The sequence below is a fragment of the Adlercreutzia equolifaciens genome (assembly GCF_029076695.1).
GTDB classification, from domain to species: Bacteria; Actinomycetota; Coriobacteriia; order Coriobacteriales; family Eggerthellaceae; genus Adlercreutzia; species Adlercreutzia equolifaciens_A.
Window position 1 is genome coordinate 357,580 of sequence record NZ_JARFIK010000002.1, and the last position, 21,175, is coordinate 378,754.

General features: G+C 63.8%; 12 protein-coding genes. 9 read left to right on the plus strand and 3 right to left on the minus strand.

Annotated elements, in window-relative coordinates; translation table 11 throughout:
* Nucleotides 1–81 precede the first annotated feature (81 nt).
* Together uvrB and PZH32_RS07370 are read left to right on the plus strand one after the other, a co-directional pair.
* A complete protein-coding gene (uvrB, locus tag PZH32_RS07365; RefSeq protein WP_275208212.1) occupies nucleotides 82–2,199 on the plus strand; it encodes an excinuclease ABC subunit UvrB in 2,118 nt (705 codons plus the stop codon).
* 348 nt (nucleotides 2,200–2,547) lie between these two features.
* Complete coding sequence (locus tag PZH32_RS07370; protein ID WP_275207272.1) at nucleotides 2,548–4,278, plus strand: polysaccharide deacetylase family protein; 1,731 nt, start codon at nucleotides 2,548–2,550, stop codon at nucleotides 4,276–4,278.
* 152 nt (nucleotides 4,279–4,430) lie between these two features.
* On the opposite strand, the gene recN is transcribed toward PZH32_RS07370, so the two are convergent.
* A complete protein-coding gene (gene recN, locus PZH32_RS07375; RefSeq protein WP_275207273.1) occupies nucleotides 4,431–6,059 on the minus strand; it encodes a DNA repair protein RecN in 1,629 nt (542 codons plus the stop codon).
* A 274-nt stretch (nucleotides 6,060–6,333) separates the two neighbouring features.
* On the opposite strand from recN, the gene PZH32_RS07380 reads away from it, so the two are divergent.
* From PZH32_RS07380 to pheT, 3 genes are all read left to right on the plus strand, one after another.
* Nucleotides 6,334–7,509: a coiled-coil domain-containing protein gene (locus PZH32_RS07380; RefSeq protein ID WP_275207274.1), complete on the plus strand. Its 1,176-nt coding sequence runs from the start codon at nucleotides 6,334–6,336 to the stop codon at nucleotides 7,507–7,509.
* Between the two features lie 399 nt (nucleotides 7,510–7,908).
* Nucleotides 7,909–8,970, plus strand: coding sequence for a phenylalanine--tRNA ligase subunit alpha (pheS, locus tag PZH32_RS07385; RefSeq protein ID WP_275207275.1), 1,062 nt, complete (start codon nucleotides 7,909–7,911; stop codon nucleotides 8,968–8,970).
* Between the two features lie 208 nt (nucleotides 8,971–9,178).
* Complete coding sequence (gene pheT / locus PZH32_RS07390; protein WP_275207276.1) at nucleotides 9,179–11,629, plus strand: phenylalanine--tRNA ligase subunit beta; 2,451 nt, start codon at nucleotides 9,179–9,181, stop codon at nucleotides 11,627–11,629.
* A gap of 84 nt (nucleotides 11,630–11,713) precedes the next feature.
* Here the strand turns inward: pheT and acpS are convergent, their stop codons facing one another.
* A complete protein-coding gene (gene acpS / locus PZH32_RS07395; protein ID WP_275207278.1) occupies nucleotides 11,714–12,271 on the minus strand; it encodes a holo-ACP synthase in 558 nt (185 codons plus the stop codon).
* A gap of 273 nt (nucleotides 12,272–12,544) precedes the next feature.
* Between acpS and glmS the strand changes: the two genes are divergently transcribed.
* Both glmS and PZH32_RS07405 read left to right on the plus strand, forming a co-directional pair.
* Nucleotides 12,545–14,392, plus strand: a complete 1,848-nt coding sequence (glmS, locus tag PZH32_RS07400; RefSeq protein WP_275207279.1) for a glutamine--fructose-6-phosphate transaminase (isomerizing) — start codon at nucleotides 12,545–12,547, stop codon at nucleotides 14,390–14,392.
* A 128-nt stretch (nucleotides 14,393–14,520) separates the two neighbouring features.
* The gene (locus PZH32_RS07405) at nucleotides 14,521–17,082 is read left to right on the plus strand and encodes a hybrid sensor histidine kinase/response regulator (protein WP_275207280.1); all 2,562 of its coding nucleotides are present in this window, start codon (nucleotides 14,521–14,523) and stop codon (nucleotides 17,080–17,082) included.
* Here PZH32_RS07405 and PZH32_RS07410 read toward each other — a convergent pair.
* Nucleotides 17,072–17,995, minus strand: a complete 924-nt coding sequence (locus PZH32_RS07410; protein WP_275207281.1) for an NAD(P)H-hydrate dehydratase — start codon at nucleotides 17,993–17,995, stop codon at nucleotides 17,072–17,074. The two genes, PZH32_RS07405 and PZH32_RS07410, sit on opposite strands and share 11 nt — an antisense overlap.
* A gap of 158 nt (nucleotides 17,996–18,153) precedes the next feature.
* On the opposite strand from PZH32_RS07410, the gene PZH32_RS07415 reads away from it, so the two are divergent.
* Together PZH32_RS07415 and ligA are read left to right on the plus strand one after the other, a co-directional pair.
* Nucleotides 18,154–18,693, plus strand: a complete 540-nt coding sequence (locus PZH32_RS07415; RefSeq protein ID WP_275207282.1) for an HdeD family acid-resistance protein — start codon at nucleotides 18,154–18,156, stop codon at nucleotides 18,691–18,693.
* Between the two features lie 71 nt (nucleotides 18,694–18,764).
* Complete coding sequence (ligA, locus tag PZH32_RS07420; protein WP_275207283.1) at nucleotides 18,765–20,876, plus strand: NAD-dependent DNA ligase LigA; 2,112 nt, start codon at nucleotides 18,765–18,767, stop codon at nucleotides 20,874–20,876.
* Nucleotides 20,877–21,175: the final 299 nt, after the last annotated feature.

Sequence of the window (21,175 nt, forward strand, 5' to 3'; positions counted from 1 at the left end):
CTAGACTAGTTTCCTTATAACGAATAGCTCAAGAGAGGGGACTGCGTGTCTACTCATCTTTCCAATATCGAGGGCGTGGCCATGGAGGGCAAGCTGCCCGAGGTTCGCCTGGCCAACACCCCGTTCAAAGTGGTTTCCCCCTTCGAGCCCTCGGGCGATCAACCCCAGGCCATCGAGGCTTTGGCCAAGGGCGTCGAGGAGGGCCTGCGCTACCAAACGCTGCTAGGCGTCACGGGCTCGGGCAAAACCTTCACCATGGCGAAGACCATCGAGGCGGTGCAGAAGCCCACGCTGGTCATGGCTCCCAACAAAACGCTCGCCGCGCAGCTGGCCGCCGAGCTCAAGGAGTTCTTCCCGGACAACGCGGTGGTGTACTTCGTGTCCTACTACGATTACTACCAGCCCGAGGCCTATGTGCCCTCGTCCGACACCTTCATTGAGAAGGACGCCTCCATCAACGAAGAGGTGGAGAAGCTGCGTCATGCGGCCACCTCGGCGCTGCTGTCGCGGCGCGACGTCATTGTGGTGGCCTCGGTGTCGTGCATCTACGGCATCGGCAGCCCCATGGACTATGCCGGCATGGCGGTGTTCGTGGACAAGCAAAAGGAAATGGACCGCGACCAGGTCATCTACGAACTTATCGACATCCAGTACGACCGCAACGACTACGAGCTGAAGCGCGGCACCTTCCGCGTGCGCGGTGATGCACTCGACGTGTTCCCACCCTACGCCGACAACCCCATCCGCATTGAGTTCTGGGGCGACGAGATCGAGGAAATTGCCGAGATCGACCTGGTTACTGGGGAAGTGCTGGGCACCTACGAGGCCCTGCCCATTTGGCCGGCATCTCACTACGTCACGGCGCGTCCCAAAATGGATCGCGCCCTGGGCACCATCCAGGAAGAGCTGCGTGAGCGTTTGCAGCAGTTCAAGGAAGAGGGCAAGCTGCTGGAGGCCCAGCGCTTGGAAATGCGCGTGAACTACGATCTTGAAATGCTCGAGACCATGGGGTTCTGCTCCGGCATCGAGAATTATTCGCGGCATTTGGACGGGCGCCAGCCGGGTGAGCCTCCCTACACGCTTATCGACTACTTCCCGAAGGATTTCTTCTGCATCATCGACGAGTCCCATGTCACGGTGCCGCAGATTCGCGGTATGCACGAGGGCGACCGCTCCCGCAAAATCACCCTGGCCGAGCATGGCTTCCGCCTGCCCAGCTGCCTGGACAACCGTCCCTTGCGCTTCGACGAGTTCGAGGACCGCATCCCGCAGTTCATCTACGTATCGGCCACGCCGGGTGATTACGAGGAAAAAGTCAGTCAGGCCCAGGTAGAGCAGGTTATCCGCCCAACGGGCCTGCTGGATCCGGAGATCATCGTGCGTTCGAGTACCAGCCAGATCGACGATATCATCGATGAGGCCAAGGAGCGCGCTGGACGCGACGAGCGCGTGCTCATCACCACGCTCACGAAGAAGATGGCGGAGGACCTGACGGACCACCTGTTGGACCAGGGAGTCAAGGCGCGCTATATGCACTCGGACATTGCCACTTTGGAGCGTACAGAAATCCTGCGCGATCTGCGTCGCGGTGAGTTCGACGTGCTGGTGGGCATCAACCTCTTGCGCGAGGGCCTGGATTTGCCCGAGGTGTCGCTGGTGGCCATTCTGGACGCTGACAAGGAAGGCTTCCTGCGCAATCACCGCTCACTCATCCAGACCATCGGTCGTGCGGCTCGTAACGTATCGGGCCAGGTCATTATGTACGCCGACCGCATTACCGATTCCATGCGCCGCGCCATCGACGAAACGAAGCGTCGCCGCGAAATCCAAATGGCCTACAACGAAGAGCACGGTATCGAGCCGCAAACCATCCGCAAGGCCATCAACGACATCATGGGCTACATCACCGAGGAGGCGGCTGGCACTACCGCCGAACAGGTGAACAAAGAGCTGGCCGAGCTGTCCCGCGAAGAGGTGTTGCGCATTATCTCGTCCATGGAGGACGACATGGCGGCCGCTTCGCGCGATATGGACTTCGAGGAGGCGGCGCGCCTGCGCGACCAGGTGGTCAAGCTGCGCTCGTCGGTGGAAGGCTCCTCGGAAGATGACGTGCTGAAGGACTTGAAGAAGAGCGCCCGTAAGGGCAGTGCCTTCGGCAACCGCAAGCATGCCGCCTACGGCAGCAGTCGCGCGAACTAAAGGGCGCCCTGTCCTGCTGTGGCTGTGCCCGAGTCCGCAATGGTCGCGCTCTGGCCTGCGGCGGTTTTTCCGAGACGAGCTTTGGAAGCTGGACTGCTTGTGATAGGGGAGTCCTGGAGAAGGCATCTTTTATCGCTGCAGGTCTGAGGCAGCGCGTTGCCGGCGCCAGCGGGTGCCCCGATTGGCCCGGAATCGCATACTTTCTGCATACAGCAGACGGTGATCTTAGTAAGTTTACGGAAATGTAAGGCGGCTTTTACGGCCCGTCCTAGGTGAAAGACGTATAATGCCCCTACCTGGTAATAAACGTTAAACTCAGCTTAAACGGAGCATCTCGAAGGAAGTTTCATGCACGAAGAGCCCTCATCGACTCCCGCGGGCAGCCATAACCCGCGCAACAACCCCCGTCAGCACAAGAAGCCCACGCGTCGTTCGGCGGCGCCCACCCAGCATTTGTCTGGGTCTGGCCCTGCACCGGCTGGCAGCAACCACGCTGCTCAGAGCGCCGCGGCATCGACGGCGGGTTCGCCGTCTTCAGCCCCGCAGGGTCGTCAGCGTCATGAAGTGGCTGCAAGCTCCCTGGGGGAGTCCAATGGAGCGGCTCGTCGTTCGGCGCACCAGGCTTCGCAGGCCGCCCCGTCGGCGGGTTCGTCGGCCCAGGCCCCGGCTTCTTCCCAACCGCTTTCTCCCGAGGCGGCAGCTCGTGCCGCCTACGATGAGTACGCGGCCGTTACCGAGCAGCCGTACCCTGGCTCTGCGACGGCCCACGGCGCCCAGCGCCACGCTGGCTATGCCGGCTATGCGGCTACTAACCCGCGGGTTAATCCGGCCCGCAAAACCACTGATCAGGCGGCGCCCTATGCCGACTACACGCGTTACACCAAAAAGCCCAAGAAGAAGGCCGGCATCGTCTCTGTTATTTTGACGGTGGTCATTTTGGGCGCCATTGGCGCCGGGGTGTTTCTGTACCTGAATCCTCCTAGCTTCAATACCGTGGTCAACGGCATGACCTGCACGGTCGACAGCGGAACCACGGTGGCCGATCTTATTGCCGACGGCGTGGTCAGCCCCGAGCCGGGCAACTTGGTCGCCGTGGATGGCGAGGTCATCGAGGAGGGGAAGGGCACTCCCTTCACTGCCACCATCAACGGCGAGGAGGTTGTTGACCCGGCCACGGCGGTCCATAAGAACGATACAGTGCAAATTAGCGCCGGCACCGACATCATGGAGGACTACGACGCCAAGACGGTGGAGAAGAAGCCGAAGACCACGACGCTCGGCGAGGGTGCCATCCATGCCATTATCACCGGCGAGTCTGGCACCGTGGAAAAGCGCACGGGCAAGATCTCGGGCAAAACGGTCAAGGAAGTTACCAAGCCTGTGGTCAACAACACGTACTTCAGCTACAACGCCAATACCGGCGATGACAAAGTGATTGCCCTTACTTTTGACGACGGCCCGTGGCCCACTACCAACGAGCTGCTGGACGTCCTGAAGGAGTACGACGTCAAGGCAACGTTCTTTACTATCGGAGAGCAGATTGCCGATTACCCCGACGCCATGAAGCGCGAGGTAAAAGAGGGTCACCAAATTACTACCCATACCTGGGATCATGCATCAGGTTCCGGCAACGGGGTGGACTTGACGCTTATGAGCCCCGAAGAGCAGGTGGAGGAAGTGACCAAGGGCCAAGAGGCGGTGACCAGCGTGACCGGCGGTGAGGCGCCGACGGCCTTCCGCGCGCCGGGCGGCAACTTCCACGATGACATCATCTGGAACGTGGCGCCCTATGTGTCCTATGAAATTGGTTGGAACGTGGACACGGAGGACTGGCGCACCCCTGGCGCCGATGTTATTGCCGATCGCATTATGTCGGCCAAGTCGGGTGATATCGTGCTTATGCACGACGGCGGCGGTCCGCGCACCCAGACTATCGAGGCCCTGAAGATCGCTCTGCCGAAGATGATTGAAAAGGGCTACAAGTTCGTTACCATCGATGAGCTTCTGGCCTACGACGACGCCAAGGCGCTGGCCGAAGAAGCCCAGAAGGCCCAAGACGCCCAGGACGCTGCCGAGTAACTTCCTCTCTGCAAAGGCAAGAGCCCCGGCTTCCCCCGCCGCTGTGGGGAGCCGGGGCTTTTCGTTTTCGGGGAACGGTTTCGGAAGGGGCTGGTAGTCCCTGCGGTGGCGAGCGGACCGTCCGCTCCTACGACAAAGGCGTCAAGGGCGATTTAGCGGGCGCCTTCGAGCATTTCGCGGGCGTGGGCCAGGGATGCCTCGGTGGCGTCGCCCGAAAGCATGCGGGCCACCTCGCGCTCGCGCTCGGCGCCGGTGAGCGGACGCAAGTGGGTTTCCGGCTCGTCGGGATTGGTTTTCTCGACCACGTAATGGGTATCGGCGGTTACGGCCACCTGGGCCAAGTGCGTGATGGCGATAACCTGGTGGCTTTGGGCCAGCTCGGCCAGAACGGCGGCCAGGGCCGTGGCCGTGCTGCCGCCCACGCCGGCGTCCACCTCATCGAAGATGAGGGTGTCCGTGCCGTCTTTGGCACCCAGCACCACCTTGATGGCCAGCATGACGCGGCTGATCTCGCCGCCCGAGGCAATGCGCGCCAAAGGCCGCGCCTGCATGGACTTTCCGGGACGGAAAGCGAACGAGACGGCCGAGGCGCCGGCTTTGGTCCAACGTTCCCGCGGCAGTTCTTCCACGGTGCATTCCAGTTGGGCGCCGCCCATTTCCAGACGCGCCAGCACCTCGTTGACCGCTTCCGAGAACAGGGGAGCGGCCTTGTGACGTTCCTGGTGATAGTGGGAGGCGGCGTCGGCAAGTTGGCTCTCAGCCTGCTCGAGGGCTTTCGTGGCTTGAGCCAGGGTTTGGTCGGCGTCATCCACCAGGGCGACCAATTGAGAGGCTTGCTCCCAACGGGCGAATACTTCGTCCATGGTGGGCCCGAAGGACCGCATGAGCCCCTGGAAGGCGCTGACGCGCTCCTGAGCCTGGGCGAGGCGACCGCTGTCGAACTCGATGTCGTCGTAGTAGCCGCTCATATCGCGGGCGACGTCTTCGGCCACGAAGCACACTTCGCGCAGCGAGGTGGCGTAGGGGGCCAGGCTCTCATCGGCCCGGGCCGCCTCGTCAAGCAGGGCTATGGCGCTGTTGAGAGAATCGAGCGCTCCGCCATCGCCCGAAAGCGCCTCAGCGGCACCGTGGGAGTTGCGGGCGAGGGTTTCGGCGTGCTCGGCCTTGGAGAGGAAATCGAGCAGCTCCTCGTATTCACCGGGAAGGGGATTGACGCCCTCGATGGTTTTCAAAGTGAAGCGCGCCTCTTCGAGCTGCACCGAGGAAGCGTTGGCCTGTTCCTGCAAGACGTCAAGATGGTGCTGGGCGTCTACAACTGCTTGAAAGGCCTGCTGATAAGCGCTGACGGTAGGCGCAAGCCCGGCCCAGGCGTCCAGCAAAGGGCCGTGTTCGGCCGGCTTGAGCAGCGCCTGGTGCTCGTGCTGACCGCAGAGCTCGATGTGGGGCCCTACGGTATGGGCCAGCTCAGAGACGCTGGCCATGGCGCCGTTGAGGCTGGCGCGGGAGCGGCCGTCGACACCGACGCGGCGTGACACTACCAGCTCGGCGGGATCGGCATGGGGAGCATCGGCAAGGAAAAGGCGCCCCTCCACCTGGGCCTGGTCGGCTCCGTCTCGTACCATGGCGCTGTCGGCGCGAGCGCCCATGAGCAGCTTGCACGCCGAGAGCAGCGCGGTTTTGCCGGCGCCGGTTTCTCCCGAGAGCACCGTGAGGCCCGGTGAGGGCTGCAGGGTGGCCTCGCGGATGAGGGCGAGGTTGCGGACGTGCAATTCATCGATCATGGGGAGCCTTTCTCGTGGTGCAACGCAGTATAGAGGAGCGATCGACGCAAGACAACAAAAACGATCAAATGTTTGCTTTTCCTCATCTTCCGTGGTAACGTTTGGGCGGCGTTTCGAGGCGGCTCGTGTCTTTTTCGCCAAGGCACTTGCCAGTCTTGCGGCTATTGGGCAAGATAGAACGATGCCCGCAGTGGCGCACGGCACGCCGTCGCCTTGAGGCTCCTATTGGAAGAGCGAAAGGGTTACCTTGGTACACCTGCAACGATATGGGCGCATGGCGGCAGCTTGGCTTTTGGCCGTGTTGCTGGCGTGCACAACCGTGCCCTGGGGGGCGCCGGTTGCGGTGGCAGATCCTGCCTCCGATGCCCAGGCGGCGGTCGATCAGGCGCAGTCTGCGCTGGACGCGGCCGAATCGCGCATGGCGGAAATCAACGAGGAATACGAGGCGCTCTCGGCGGAAGTCGACGAGCTGCAGAAGCGCATCGATAAGACGGCCAAGAAGGCGCTGAAGGCTCAGCAGGCCATGCTCGAGGGACGCGAGGCCCTGGGCGATGTGGCCGTGGGCGAATACCGCGAGGGCAACCTCGTCAGCCTTCTGGGCGTGGTGCTCGACTCGAAGAACTTCGACGACCTGCTGCGCAATATGGAGTACGTCAACCAGATCATGTCCTATCAGGCTGACGAAATTGCCAAGCAGAAAGAGCGCAAGCAGAAGTTCGACGAGGTGTCGGCTGAGCTGAACGAGCAGAAGAACGACCAGGAGCAGGCGCTGGCTGCCCAGGCGGCCAAGCGCGATGAGGCCGAGGCCGTGGTGGCCGACGCCACCAGCCAGCTGTCCGATGCCAAGGCCGATCAGGCGGCTCGTCTTGCCGAGCTGGCCCGTCAGGCCGAGGAACTGCGCAAGCAGCAGGAGGCTTCGGAACAAGAAGCGGCGGCCGAAGAGGACCCGAACGCCAACACCATCGATCGCGAGGACGTGGTGTCCGACGACGAGCCCGTGGCCGACAACCCCGACCCCGATGCTCCGGGGCAGGGCGGCTCTGATGGCGATGATTCGGCCTCGGACAACGCGCCGGTCGATAAGCCGGAGCAGCCCTCGAAGCCCGCGGAGGATTCCAACGAGGGCTGGAAAACGGGCGTCGCCTCGGCCTACGGCGGTAAAACCGATCCCAGCACCCCGAACCCGGGCACCACGGCCACCGGTGCGGTGTGCGACGACAACTCCATGGGCGTGGCCGTGCCCATGTCGCTGTCGGGTTACCGCAAGCTGTTCGGCCGCACGGTGGAAATTTCCTACGGCGGCAAAACCGTTTACGCCACGGTCAACGACTGCGGCGGTCTGGGCGGCGGCAGCCGCGCCCTCGACCTGCAGCCAGGTGTTTGGAAGGCCTTCGGCTTCTCCAGCTGCAAGGCGTGGGGTTTGCGTACCGTCAGCTACCGGTTCTTATAGCGCGGCCCGCGCTGCGGGCGCTGTTGTGCTAGAATGCGCAGTTACATGCGATGACGAAGACAGTGGCGGAGTCGTCGACGATTTCCAGAGAGGGGCCTGCCCGCTGAAAGGGTCCCATCGAAGCGTCCGCCAATTCCCTTCCGAGCAGCGTCTCTGAACCCGGACGCGGGGTGCTGCACCCTGGCGAGACGGTCAGTAGGGGGCGACGGGTGCTTCCGTTATCAAGCGAAAGAGCGGGCGCGGCACGGGCGCTCGGGGCGGTTTACCGCCTCGGCGGCCACGGCTTCGTCAACCAGGGTGGTACCGCGAGAGTCTTCTCTCGTCCTTGGATTGGGTCTCGTATCCAGCAAGGACGCGAGAGGGCTCTTTTTTATTGCAAGAGAAAGGTGCAGAAGACAGATGGCGATTACGGAGGAACTGGCCGCGCTCGAAGCCGAGACGCTGGCCGCAATCGAGGCCGCCGACACCACGAGCGCCCTCGAGGACGTGCGCGTGCGCGTCTTGGGCAAGGCGGGTACGCTGACCGGCTACCTGCGCTCCATGGGCTCGGTGCCGAAAGAGGAGCGCGCTGCCGTGGGCAAGGCGGTGAACGAGGCGCGCGTGGCAGTGGAAGAGGCGTTGGCCGCTCGCAAGGCCGTGCTGGAAGGGGCCGAGCTGGCCGCAGCCATTGACGCGGCCGCCGTGGACGTCACGCTGCCGGGCCGTTCTCAGCAAATGGGCACGCGCCATCTCATCAACGGCATCATCGACGAGGTATCCGATATCTTCATGGGCCTGGGCTACAAGGTCTACGAGGGCAGTGAGATCGAAACCGATTACTATAACTTCACGGCTCTGAACGCCCCGGCCGACCACCCGAGTCGCTCCATGCAGGACACCTTCTACGTGCACGACCTGTCCGGCGATGCCGCCCGCGTGCGCGGCGAGTCCGACGTGCTGCTGCGCACGCAGACCTCGGGCGTGCAGGTGCACGTCATGGAGGACCAGGAGCTGCCCATCTACATGATTGCTCCCGGCAAGGTGTACCGCCGCGATGTGGCCGACCCGTCGCATCTGCCCCAGTTCCATCAGATCGAGGGCCTGGTCATCGATAAGGGCATCACTTTCGGCGACTTGAAGGGCACGCTGGACTACTTCTGCAAGCAGGTGTTCGGCCCTGAGCGCAAGACGCGCTTCCGTGCCCATTACTTCCCCTTTACCGAGCCGTCGGCCGAGGCCGATGTCAGCTGCGGCATCTGCCATGGCGAGGGCTGTCGTATGTGCAAGGGCACCGGCTGGCTGGAAATTCTCGGCTGCGGCATGGTGGATCCGAACGTGCTCTCTATGAGCGGCATCGACCCGGAGGAGTACTCGGGCTTCGCCTTCGGTATCGGCGTGGAGCGCATTGCCTGCCTTAAGTACAATGTGCCGGATCTGCGTATGCTACTCGAGGGCGACATGCGATTCCTCCGCCAGTTTTAGGGCTGAGGCTCTCCCAGGGGAGGGCCGCGGGATAATGCCCAGTCGCTCAAACAGTCCTCGCTCGGCGGAAATGTCCACTGGACATTTCCGTTCGCTGCGGAACTCGCTTGGTGGGCATCATCCCGCGTCCCTCCGGACTCTACCTTGCTTGAACAGGGCGATTCTTGCTGGTTTTGCGGCGGGAATCGCATAAGAGAAAGAATAGACAATGAAGGTATCTTTGAAGTGGCTTTCGGATTATACGGCGGTGCCAGCGGATTTGAAGGCGTTCTGCGATAAGTTGGATTTGACGGGTACGGGCGTCGAGGGCGTGGAGACGCTCGGCGAGGCTTTCGACGGCGTGGTGGTGGGTCAGGTGCTCACCTGCGAGCCCCATCCCGATTCCGACCATATGCATGTGGTGACGGTGAACGTGGGCGCTGAGGAGCCCGTGCAAATTGTGTGCGGCGCGCCGAACATCGCCGCCGATATCAAGGTTCCCGTGGCCACGGTGGGCGCGGTGCTGCCCGGTGATTTCAAGATCAAGAAGTCCAAGCTGCGCGGTGTGGTCAGCCTGGGCATGTGCTGCTCGCAGCGCGAGCTGGGCCTGGGGTCGGACCACAGCGGCATCTGGATTCTGCCCGACGAGCCGCCCGTGGGAACTCCCATTGCCGACATCATCGGCTCCGGCGACACGGTACTCGACCTGGAGATTACCCCGAACCGCCCCGACTGCCTGTCTATGGTGGGCATGGCCCGCGAGGTGGGCGCCATGTACCAGCAGCCCGTGCACTACCCCCTGGCCGATGATGTGGCGAAGCTGGCCGATTGCACGGCGGGCGAGGATGTGGCCGCCACTGTCTCCGTGGAAATCCCTGAAGCGGTCCGTTGCCCGCGCTACACCGCTCGCGTCATCGACAACGTGAAGGTCGGGCCTTCGCCCGACTGGCTGGCCGAGCGCGTGAGCGCCGCCGGCGGCCGTCCCATCAACAACGTGGTGGATGTGACCAACTACATCCTGTACCTGTACGGTCAGCCCCTGCACGCCTTCGACTACGACACGCTGAAGGCCGAGGACGGCTCGGTGTCTGTTGTTGTGCGTGCGGCCGAGGACGGCGAGAAGCTGACCACCCTAGACGGCGAGGAGCGCGAGCTGACAAGCGATATGACGGTTATCGCCACGCCCCAGCGCGCCGTGGCTCTGGCCGGCGTCATGGGCGGTCTGGATACCGAGGTGACCGAGGGCACCACCACCGTGCTGCTGGAGTCGGCCACCTTCGAGCACGGCCGCACCTCGCGCACCAGCCGCAACCTGGGCCTCATCTCCGAGGCCTCTATGCGCTACGAGCGCCGGGTAGACGACAACCTGTGCGAGGTGGTCTCGCAGGCCGCCGCGGCCCTGCTGGCCGAGGTGTCCGGCGGCACCGTGCGCCCCGGTGTGGTGGATGTGTATCCGCTGCCTACCGAAGCGGCGCCGCTGCCGTTCCGCATTCCGCGCTTCAACGCCATGATGGGCGCCGAGATTCCCGCCGAGTTCGTGCATGATATTCTGGTGCGCCTGGGCTGTGCCGTGTCCGCCAGCGAGAACGAGGACGCCCTGCAGGTGCTGCCTCCCACCTTCCGCCCCGATCTGGAGCGCGAGATCGACCTGTACGAGGAAGTGCTGCGCCTGTGGGGCATGGACCGCATCGAGCCGACGCTGCCCGGCGGCCGCAAGCGCGTGGGTACGCGCACCGACGAGCAGCAGACGCGCCGCCTGGTAAACGATACGCTGCGCGCCTCCGGCATGAACGAGACCATGACCTACTCCTTCGCCGAGCCCGGCGATATTGAGCGCCTGCGTCTGCCGGCCGAGGGTCTGGGGCAGGCCGTGGAGCTGCTGAACCCGCTGAACGCCGATCAGTCAGTGATGCGCCAGTCCATCATTCCCGGTCTTCTGCGCTCGGTGGCCTACAACCAGAGCCGCGGCGTGAAGAACATCCAGCTTTATGAGATCGGCACCGTGTTCTTCGCCGCCGAGGGCCGCAAGAAGGCCAAGGAGCGCCAGCGCCTGGCCGGCGTGTTGGCCGGTGCCATGGACGAGGCGGCCTGGAACCGTCCGGCCGTGCCCTTCGACTTCTTCGACGGCAAGGGCGTCCTGGAGAATCTTGCCCGCGAGCTGGCGCTGCCCAAGGTACGCTTCCGCGCGCTGACGGCCGAGGAAGCGCCGCAGCTGCAGCCGGGCCGTGCGGCCGAGATGATGGCCAACGGCGCGGTCATGGGCTGGGTGGGCGAGATCCATCCGCTGGTGGCCGAGGCCTTCGGCGCTCAGGCGCCTATTGTGGCCTTCGAGCTTGACCTGGATGCCCTGGTGCGCGCCGCGCAGCCCGCGCGCCCCTATGTGGACGTGCCTACCTTCCCGGCGGTCACCGTCGACCAGGCCTTCGTGGTGGGGGAGGACGTGTCCCATGAGAAGATGATGCAGGTCATGACCTCGGCCGGCGGCAAGCTGCTGGAGAGTGTGGCGCTGTTCGACGTGTACCGCGATGACGAGCGCGTGGGCGTGGGCAAGAAATCCCTGGCCTACTCGCTGACCTATCGTGCGGCCGACCGCACGCTGACCAGCGAAGAAGTGGAGAAAGCCCACGGCAAGCTGGTCACCAAGGTAGAAAAAGCCACCGGAGCCGAGGTTCGCGGGTAAGATAGCTCGCAGGAAGCGAAAGGCCGGTCGAGAGCGTATCTCGACCGGCCTTTTGTTGTGAGGGGGGCCTATGTCTCGGCGCCGCTATTCCGTCTTGTTGGCTCCGTTGGTGGGGAGATCGTCGAGCATGGTGCGGGCTTCCTTGAACTGCTTGGTCAGTTCCTCCATGGGGTCGCGGCGGCGCTCCTGGGCGGCGATGGACTCCTCGGTGATGGTCATGGCGCAGGCCACGGCATCGGTGTGGGTGAAGGACAGCGAGAGGGGAATCTCGCGGACGCCCTGCTCGCGGGCAATCTCGCGGGCGCGCCCGGTGAGCACCACGTAGGGGCGTCCCTTGCTGGTGCGGCGCACCTCGATGTCGAGAGGATGCACGCCGCCGGAAAAGCCCGTGCCCAGGGCCTTGAGCACGGCCTCTTTGGCGGCGAAGCGGGTGGCGTAGTGCACCTCGGGGTGCGTGTGCTCATCGCAGTAGGCGCGCTCGGCGGCGGAGTAGGTTTTCTCCACGAAGGTGGGGGAGCGATCCATGATCTTGCGCATGCGGGCAATTTCCACGATGTCGACGCCGAGGCCGACGGAGTCGTCGGGCACGGCCATGGACAGGGCGCCATCGACGATGGCTTGGGATTTCTTCGAGCGGGCCATGGGGCTCCTTTGGTGCGGCTGATTTGCTGTAAAGGCATGATACCAAAGCACCCGGCAGCGGCGTTCTTATTTCGTGAAGCGGTTGAGGGCCGTGAGCAGGGTTGGGTACAATGGGCGAACGATAAGAGTGTGAAGCGCGCTGCGGGCGCGGCCAGGCCGTAAGCGCTGCTGGTGCTGATGAAGCTCAAGCGGCTCGTTGGCGCGGGCGCGGCTGAGGCGCGTCGCGGTTGTGAGCGGGGCGGCGTGGGCCGCCTATTTTGATAGGAGCAGGGTATGTGCGGAATTGTCGGATACACGGGAAGCCAGAAGGCCACGCCTATTTTGGTAGAGGGTCTAACGCGCATGGAGTATCGCGGCTATGACTCGGCCGGCGTGGCCGTCGAGCAGGACGGCGGCATCCAGGTGGTAACGCGCAAGGGCAAGGTGTCCGAGCTGGCCCACACTCTCACCCACTTCGAGATGACCGGCACCTGCGGCATTGGCCACACCCGCTGGGCCACCCACGGAAAGCCCTCCGAGGCCAATGCCCACCCCCACACCTCCTGCGCGGGCGATATTGCCGTGGTGCACAATGGCATCATCGAGAACTTCGCCGAGCTGCGCGAGGAGCTGACGGCCCGCGGCCACGTGTTCAAGAGCGACACCGACACGGAAGTAGTGGCCCATCTGGTAGAGGAGGCCTACCATCGCATGCTGGCTACCGGTCAGGGCGACCTGCGCGCCGCCGTGGCCGAGGCCACGGCCCAGCTGGTAGGCGCCTACGGTTTGGCTGTCATGGCTCAGCAGGAGCCGGGCACCATCATTGCCTGCCGCAAGGATTCTCCCATCGTGGTGGGTCGCGGCGAGCACGGCAGCTATGTGGCCTCCGATATCATCGCCATGATCGACGCCACCCGCGACGTGGTGGTACTGGCCGACGGCCAGATGGCGCGCCTGCGCCCCGATACAGTGGAGTACTTCGACGAGGCGGGCAATCCGCTGGAGCCGGAAATCACCCATGTGGATTGGGATATCGACGTGGCGGAGAAGGGCGGCTACCCGGATTTCATGCTGAAAGAGATCCACGAGCAGCCCCGGGTTATTCGCGACACCCTCGCTGGGCGTTTGTCCGGCGGCAGCCTGGTCATCGACGAGCTGGACATGAGTGCCGAGGAGCTCAACCTCATCGACCGCGTCTACGTCATCGCCTGCGGCACTTCCTATCATGCGGGCCTCATTGCGAAGAACCTCATCGAGGGCTGGGCGCGCATTCCCTGCGAAGTGGAGGTGGCCAGCGAGTTCCGCTACCGCAATCCCATCATCACCCCCACTACGCTGGTGGTGGCCGTGTCGCAGTCCGGCGAGACCGCCGACACCCTGGCGGCCATCCGCGACGCCCGGGTGCGCGGTGCGAAGGTGTTCGGCATCACCAATGTGGTGGGCAGCCCGGTGGCCCGCGAATCCGATGGCGTTATCTACACCAAGGCCAATAAGGAAATTGCCGTGGCCTCCACGAAGAGCTTCCTGGGTCAGGTGGTATCCCTGACGCTTCTGGCCATGCTGTTGGGACAGTCCCAGGGCCAGCTTACCCAAGGCCAGATCAAGCTGTTGTTCAGCGAGCTGGCCGACACCGCCGAGCAGGTGGAGCGTATCTTGGCTGAATGCGAGGACGCCGTGGACGAGGCGGCCGAGGCCATGGTGGACGCCCAGAGCGCGCTCTTCATCGGCCGCGGCATGGGAGCGGCCACCAGCTATGAAGGCGCCCTCAAGTTGAAGGAGATCAGCTACCTGCATGCCGAGGCCTATGCCGCCGGTGAGATGAAGCACGGCCCCATCGCGCTCATCGACGAGGGCTTCCCGGTCATTGCCATTGCCACGAACAGCCCGGTCTATGACAAGGTAGTGTCGAATTTGCAGGAGTCCCGCGCTCGCGGCGCCTGCATCGTGGCCGTGGCCACCGAGGGCGACGAAGAGATTAAAAAGCATGCTGACCACGTCATTTACATTCCCAAGGTACGCGACACCTTCAGCCCCATTACTGCGAGCGTGCCGTTGCAGCTGTTGGCCCGCGCCGTAGCCGTCAAGCGCGGCTGCGATGTCGATCAGCCGCGCAACTTGGCGAAATCGGTAACAGTGGAGTAACGACCGCTCTTTGAGCGGCCCTATTCACAGCATGGCGATAGGGTTTCCCCTGCTATACTGGGAGTTCATCGGCCCGGGCGCGCGAAGGCGTTCCCACGGCTATTGCCGCGTAACGCTGAAGGGGAGCTATGCACGCCGTCAAGGTTGACAGCCGTAAAATCATGGCCATGGTCCTGGTGATCGTGGCGCTGCTGGCTGCCGTCGTTGTGGCGACGAGCCTCTTCTATCGCGACAGCATCCAGGGCCTTGTGCGCAGCACCACCACGACGTCGGTCATGGAGTTGACCACCTCCCGGGCGCGCTACTTGGACGAGTGCCTGCGTGCCGATCAGGACGGGGTGCAGAGCCTGGCTCATTACCTTTCCCATGCTCCTGCTGAAGAGATTCCCGATCAGGTGGATGACTTTCTGGCCACCCATGGGGCCTCCACCGGCTGGGTGCGCATGAAGGACGGCACGGTGTGGTGCTCGTCGACGGAGTCGGATCTCTATCCCGCCGAGCGCGAGGAAGAACTGTTTGCTCCGGCCCTCGAGGGCAAGACGGGGTCGTCGGAGGTGTACTTCGGCCACGCGGGCGAGCGTCGCATCTTGTTCTACGCGCCCTTGGCAAAAGACGAGCGGGAGCCGGGCGACAACAGCGACTTGGCTGCTGACGAGGTTCTCGGCGCGGTGTACATCTCGTTTCCCGCCGACGAGCTGCAGAACTCCTATGACACTACCTACACCAACGCGGGAGAAACCTACGTGGTGGACTCCGCCGGCACCATTGTGCTCGACGCCAACCGTGGCGCCGCCGACGCTCAAAAGGGCGATCTGGCCTCGTTGCTGGAAGAAGCGGGCAATACCGATGCCAAGGTAGACCAGCTGCTCGGCCACATTGCGGACGCCACCACGGACAGCCAGGTGCTCTCCTTCGAAGGCGAGCAGCAGTTCGTCTACAGCACGCCTTTGGAGGCGAAGCCCGGCTGGTCGCTGGTAACCTTGCTGCCCCTCTCCGTAGTTGAGAAGGACGGCACGGAAATTGTGGGTCTGACCACGCGCATGGTGGCCGTGCTAGCCGTGGCCGTGGCCGTGGCGGTGGCCGCCTTGGTGCTGCTCTTCGTATACCGCTGGCGTCGCGAGCACCGCTACGAGCTCTATGTGCAAAGCCTCTACCAGGCCATTGGCGAGAATATCGACACGGCCATCTTTATTGTGGACGGGGAAGAGCGCACGGTGGAGGCGGTGTTCGAGAACATCAAGGACATCATGGGCATCCCGGCCCGCGAGTTCTTCGTCATTGATCCTTTAAGCCCCAACGAGGCCTACGCCAAGGTGGCGGCCATCGTTCACTCCGGCATGCCCGATGCGCTGCGTAGCTGGGAGTTCGAGTGCTTTAACAGCAAGTTGGGCCGTTCCATGTGGCTGCGTATTACCAGCCACGGGGTCAAGCTCGACGGCCAGGAGAAGATCATCTACTCGCTGACCGACGTCACCGACGAGCACGACATTCGCCAGAAGCTGGTGGATGCCAAGCAGGCGGCCGAGGACGCGAATCAGGCCAAGAGCAGTTTCCTGTCCTCCATGAGCCACGATATTCGTACGCCCATGAACGCCATCCTGGGCTTCTCCACCCTTATCGACCGCGACGCCGAGAACCCCGAGGCGGTGCGGGAGTATAACCATAAGATTGCCACGTCGGGCCAGCATTTGCTGGGGCTCATCAACGACGTGCTGGACATGTCCAAGATCGAGGCTGGCAAAACCACCTTGACCGCCAGCGTGTTCCGCCTGCCCGAGACGGTGGAGGCCGTGGAGGCCATGATGCGTCCGCAAACCGACGAGAAGCACCAGGAGTTTACGGTCGAGGTGGGCACGCTCGACCACGAGGCTTTGGTGGGCGACGAGGGGCGCTTGCGCCAGATTCTCATGAACCTGCTGTCCAACGCCATGAAGTACACCCCCGATGGCGGCTCCATCCTCTTCCGTATCGACGGATCGCTCAAGCGCCATGGCGAGCTGCAGCATCTGCGCATCATCGTGCGCGATACGGGCATTGGCATGTCGGAGGAGTACCTGCGCACCATCTTCGACTCGTTCTCCCGTGAGGAGACTCAGGCCACCAGCAAGATTCAAGGTACCGGTTTGGGCATGGCCATCACGAAGAACCTGGTGGACCTCATGGAAGGCACTATCTCCGTCGAGAGCACCGTGGGTCGCGGCAGCACGTTCATTGTGGATCTGGACTTCCCGCCGGCCCGCGAGGAGGACGCGTCCCGGGAGTCCGCCGAAGGTCCCTCGGCCGAGGTGCTGGAGCACGCCTTGGAAGGCAAGCACTTCCTGGTGGCCGAGGACAACGAGCTGAACGCCGAGATCATCGCCGCCATCCTGGATATGCACGGAGCCACCAGCGAAGTGGCCGAGAATGGCCAGCAGGCCGTGGAGAAGTTCCGCGCCAGCGCTCTGGGCCAGTTCGACATGATCTTCATGGATGTGCAGATGCCTGTCATGAACGGCCACGACGCCGCCCGCGCTATCCGCGCCTTGAAGCGCCCCGATGCGGCGGCTATTCCCATTGTGGCCATGACGGCCAACGCCTTTGCCGAAGACGCGCGCGAGGCTCTGGAGGCCGGCATGAACGCCCATGTGGCAAAGCCCATCGACATCAAAGTGCTCGAGCGCGTGGTGGCCCAGCTGACGGCTACTTCGTAAGGGCGCGAATGGCCGCGGGCAGGGCGTTGGCCACATCCTCGGCGGTAACGCAGATGGGGGTGAGCTGCTCGGCGGCAGCGCGACCGGCTTCGGCATGAAGGGCGCAGCCGAGAGCGGCAGCATCCGTGGGTGCGAGTCCTTGGGCCAGCAGCGCTCCCAGAATACCCGCAAGTACATCGCCGGTGCCGGCCTTCGCCAGGGCCGCGGTGCCACGATCCATGGCCTCTACGGTGCCGTTCGCGGTGGCAATATAGGTAATCGGTCCCTTCAGCACCACGACGGCCTCATAAGCGCGGGCGATGGCTACGGCCAGGGCTGGAACATCGCTGCCGAAGGAGGGGAGGCGCGCCCCGCGGGCAAGGCGAGCCGCCTCGCCGCCGTGGGGCGTCAAGATGAGAGGTCCGGCGGCTGCGGCACCGTCTTCGCCCGTCGAGCCCGCGGCAGCCTGGGCACGCTCAGCGGCCAGGCGCAGGCCCGTGGGGGTGGCCAAGAGTGCCAGGGCGCCGCCGTCGATGAGGACAGGCCCAGGAAAGGCGCGCAGGGTCTTCATGACCAAGGGCTCTGGGGCGCTGTCCTCGGGATCGAACCCGCAGCCGATGACGCAGGCGGTGGGGTGCCCCGGCTTCGGCGCCTCGAGGCGCGCGGGGTGCCAGGTGCGCCAATCGCGCACCACTAGCGACGGCATCCAGGCGCGCACGGTGATCATGGATTTGCCGGCGCAGAAGACCTCGGTGTATCCGGCGCCGGCGCGGGTGGCTCCGGCGGCCGCCAGGCAGGCGGCTCCCGGGTAGGCGGCGCTGCCCGCCACCAGGTTCAGGTGTCCGCGCGTATACTTGTTGGCCTCGGCGGCGGGGAAGGGCAGCAGCGCCGCCAGGGCTTCGTTGCTGCGGCCGAGCTTGAGGGTAATGTCCATGGGCATCCTTTAGTTGAGAAAAATGGTCATCAAACGCCCCGCTTACGTCGCGCATTCTTGTCGGCAACGCGTCAACCGTGCAGACCGTTTACGGGTTGTCCCGCTCCTACAATGATGACGTATTCAGTATACAACCAGGGTCTAGGAGTGTGATCGTTATGGACATGAAAGTAGGACGTAACTGGGGCATGTTCGCTGCCGGTATCGCGTTGATTATCATCGGCTTCATCTTGCTGATGGTGCCGGGGCTCACGTTGGTCTCCATTGCCGTTATCGCAGGCTGCATGTTCTTGGCCGCCGGCATTGTGGATGCCTACGCGTACTTCCGCTACCGCAAGAGCGAGGGCCTGTCCGGCTGGGCGCTGGCCTACGCCATTTGCGACATTGTGCTGGGCGTGCTGTTCATCATTCACCCCATTGCCTCGGCCGTGGTCATTCCTTGGGTGATGGGCATCTTCGTCTGCGCCTACGGCATCTTTGAGATTGTGGCGGCGGTGCGCTTCCGTCGCGAGATGTCCGGCTGGGGCTGGACGCTGTTCGCTGGCATCGTATCGGTGCTCTGCGGCATCGCGTTCTTCCTGTTCCCGGGTACCTTCGCGCTGTTCCTGGGCTTCTTCCTGATGGCCCGTGGCGTGCAGATGGCGGTGTACGGGGTCACGCTTCCTCAGGCGAACATTCCTATGGTGCAGAACCACTAGTGGTAAGATAGTCACCGCGAAATTCCAGGGCCCGGATTCGTCCGGGCCCTCTTTGTACGAAAGGGCACAGCATGGCGGATGAGCAGGTTTCTTTGTTTGGGGAGGATCCGGCGGCGCGGGCGGCGGCTTTGCGCAAGGAGATCGAGCATCACAGCTACCAGTACTATGCGCTCGACAACCCCACTATCTCTGACGCGGCCTTCGATTCTCTTATGCGCGAGCTGCGCGAGTTGGAGGCGGCTCATCCGGAATTGGTGGATCCCTCGTCGCCCACGCAGCGCGTCGGGGGCTATGTGGGCGAGCAGTTCGCGCCGGTGGTCCATGAGCAGCGCATGTACTCTTTGGACAACGCCATGGACCTTGACGAGCTGGACGCGTGGATGGAACGCACGGCCGAGGCCTGCGGGGGCACGTTGCCGCCGCTGTGCTGCGAGCTGAAGATCGACGGCAGCTCCATTGCCCTTACCTACGAGGATGGCGTGCTGCTGCGCGCGGCTACCCGCGGCGACGGCACCACGGGAGAGGACGTGACGGTGAATATGCGCACGGTGCGCGATGTGCCCCTGCGCCTGCGCGAGGGTGCCCTGGCGGCCATTACCCCTGGCGTGGACAGCTTGGAGCTGCGCGGCGAGGTGTATATGCCGAAGAAGAGCTTCGAACTGCTGAACGCTGCTGCGGTCAGCGAGGGGCGCCAGCCGTTCGCCAATCCGCGCAATGCTGCGGCCGGCTCGCTGCGCCAGAAGGATCCAGCCATCACCCAGATGCGCGATCTTTCTACCTTCATGTATGCCATCGCCGACGATCGCTCGCTTGAAGTGACGGGTCAGTGGGAGCTGCTTCAGTGGCTGCGCGAGGCGGGTTTCCATGTGAATCCCGACGTGAAGCTGTGCGAGACGGCTGCCGAGGTGCGGGCGTTCTGCGAGGCTTGTCTCGAGCGTCGCGAATCGCTGCCCTACGAGATTGACGGCGTGGTGGTGAAGGTGAACGAGTTCGCCCGCCAGCGTGCCATGGGCTTTACGTCCCGCGCTCCGCGCTGGGCCATTGCCTTCAAGTTCCCGCCCGAGGAGAAGACGACGCTGTTGCGCGACATTACCGTGCAGGTGGGTCGTACCGGTGCGCTGACGCCCGTGGCCGAGCTGGAGCCGGTGGTGGTGGCCGGGTCCACCGTGGCCCGGGCGACGCTGCACAACTTGGACGAAGTGCATCGCAAGGATGTGCGCATCGGCGACACCGTCATTGTGCGCAAGGCCGGCGACGTCATTCCCGAGGTACTGGGCCCGGTCCTTTCGCTGCGCAGCCCCGAAGCGCGGGTGTGGGAAATGCCCAGCCTGTGCCCCAGCTGCGGCAGCCCTGTGGTGCGTGACGAGGGCGAAGTGGCTTTCCGTTGCATTTCCATCGACTGCCCGGCTCAGGCCCTGGAGCGCCTGCTGCATTGGGCCAGCCGCGGCGCTCTCGATATCGACGGCATGGGCGAGGAGATTGTCTCGCGCCTGGTGGAGAGCGGACGTTTGGCCGATGTGGCCGACTACTACTCGCTGACCGAAGATGAGCTGGCCTCTCTGAACATGGGTCGCGTGAACAAGGAAGGCGAGCCCATCCGTCTGGGCCATACCATGGGCAAGAAGCTCGTGGCTGCCATCGAGGCCTCGAAGGGACGCTCTTTTGCGCGCGTGCTGTTCGGCCTGGGCATTCGTCATGTGGGCAAGACCACGGCCGAGCTCATTGCCGACGCCTTCCCGTCCATGGACGCGCTCATGGCCGCGGGGGAGGATCAGCTAGCGGAGGTGCATGGCGTGGGCCCGAAGATGGCCCATGGCATTTGGCTGTTCTTCCGCACGCCCGACAACCTGCCTGTTATCGACCGACTGCGCGCCGCTGGGGTTACCATGGCGGCCGAGACGCTAGTTCCCGGCGAGGAGGTGCCCCAGGTGCTGGCAGGGCTCACCTTCGTGCTGACGGGCACCTTGGTGAATTCGGGCATGACCCGTGATGAGGCCGGAGCGCGCCTGAAGGCCATGGGGGCCAAGGTTTCGGGGAGCGTTTCTAAGAAGACGTCGTTTGTGGTGGCGGGGGAGTCCGCCGGCTCCAAATACGACAAGGCCGTGTCGCTGGGTGTGCCGGTGCTTGATGAGGCTCAGTTGCTGCACCTTCTTGAGACTGGTGAAGTGCCTCGAGAGGTGTAGGTAGCAAGTATCTTGGGGTGGAGCCATAGGGCATCCTTGCGGTTGAAGCTCTCGCGGGGGCGGGGGCGCCGGGTACCCTGATTCGCTCAGACAGTCCTCGCTTTGGAAAACAGCCCACTGGGCTGTTTTCGTCGCTGCGGAACTCGCTCGGTCAGGGCACCCGACGCCCCCGCCGGGCTCTGCCTTGGTCGAGTTTGCTTGTGTGGAGTTCACTCGATCGGGACGTTCCATATCTCCATCGGGCTTTGCCATGGCTTCGTTAGGTTCAGCCTTGGTTGAGCTGGGAGAACTCTGTGCTT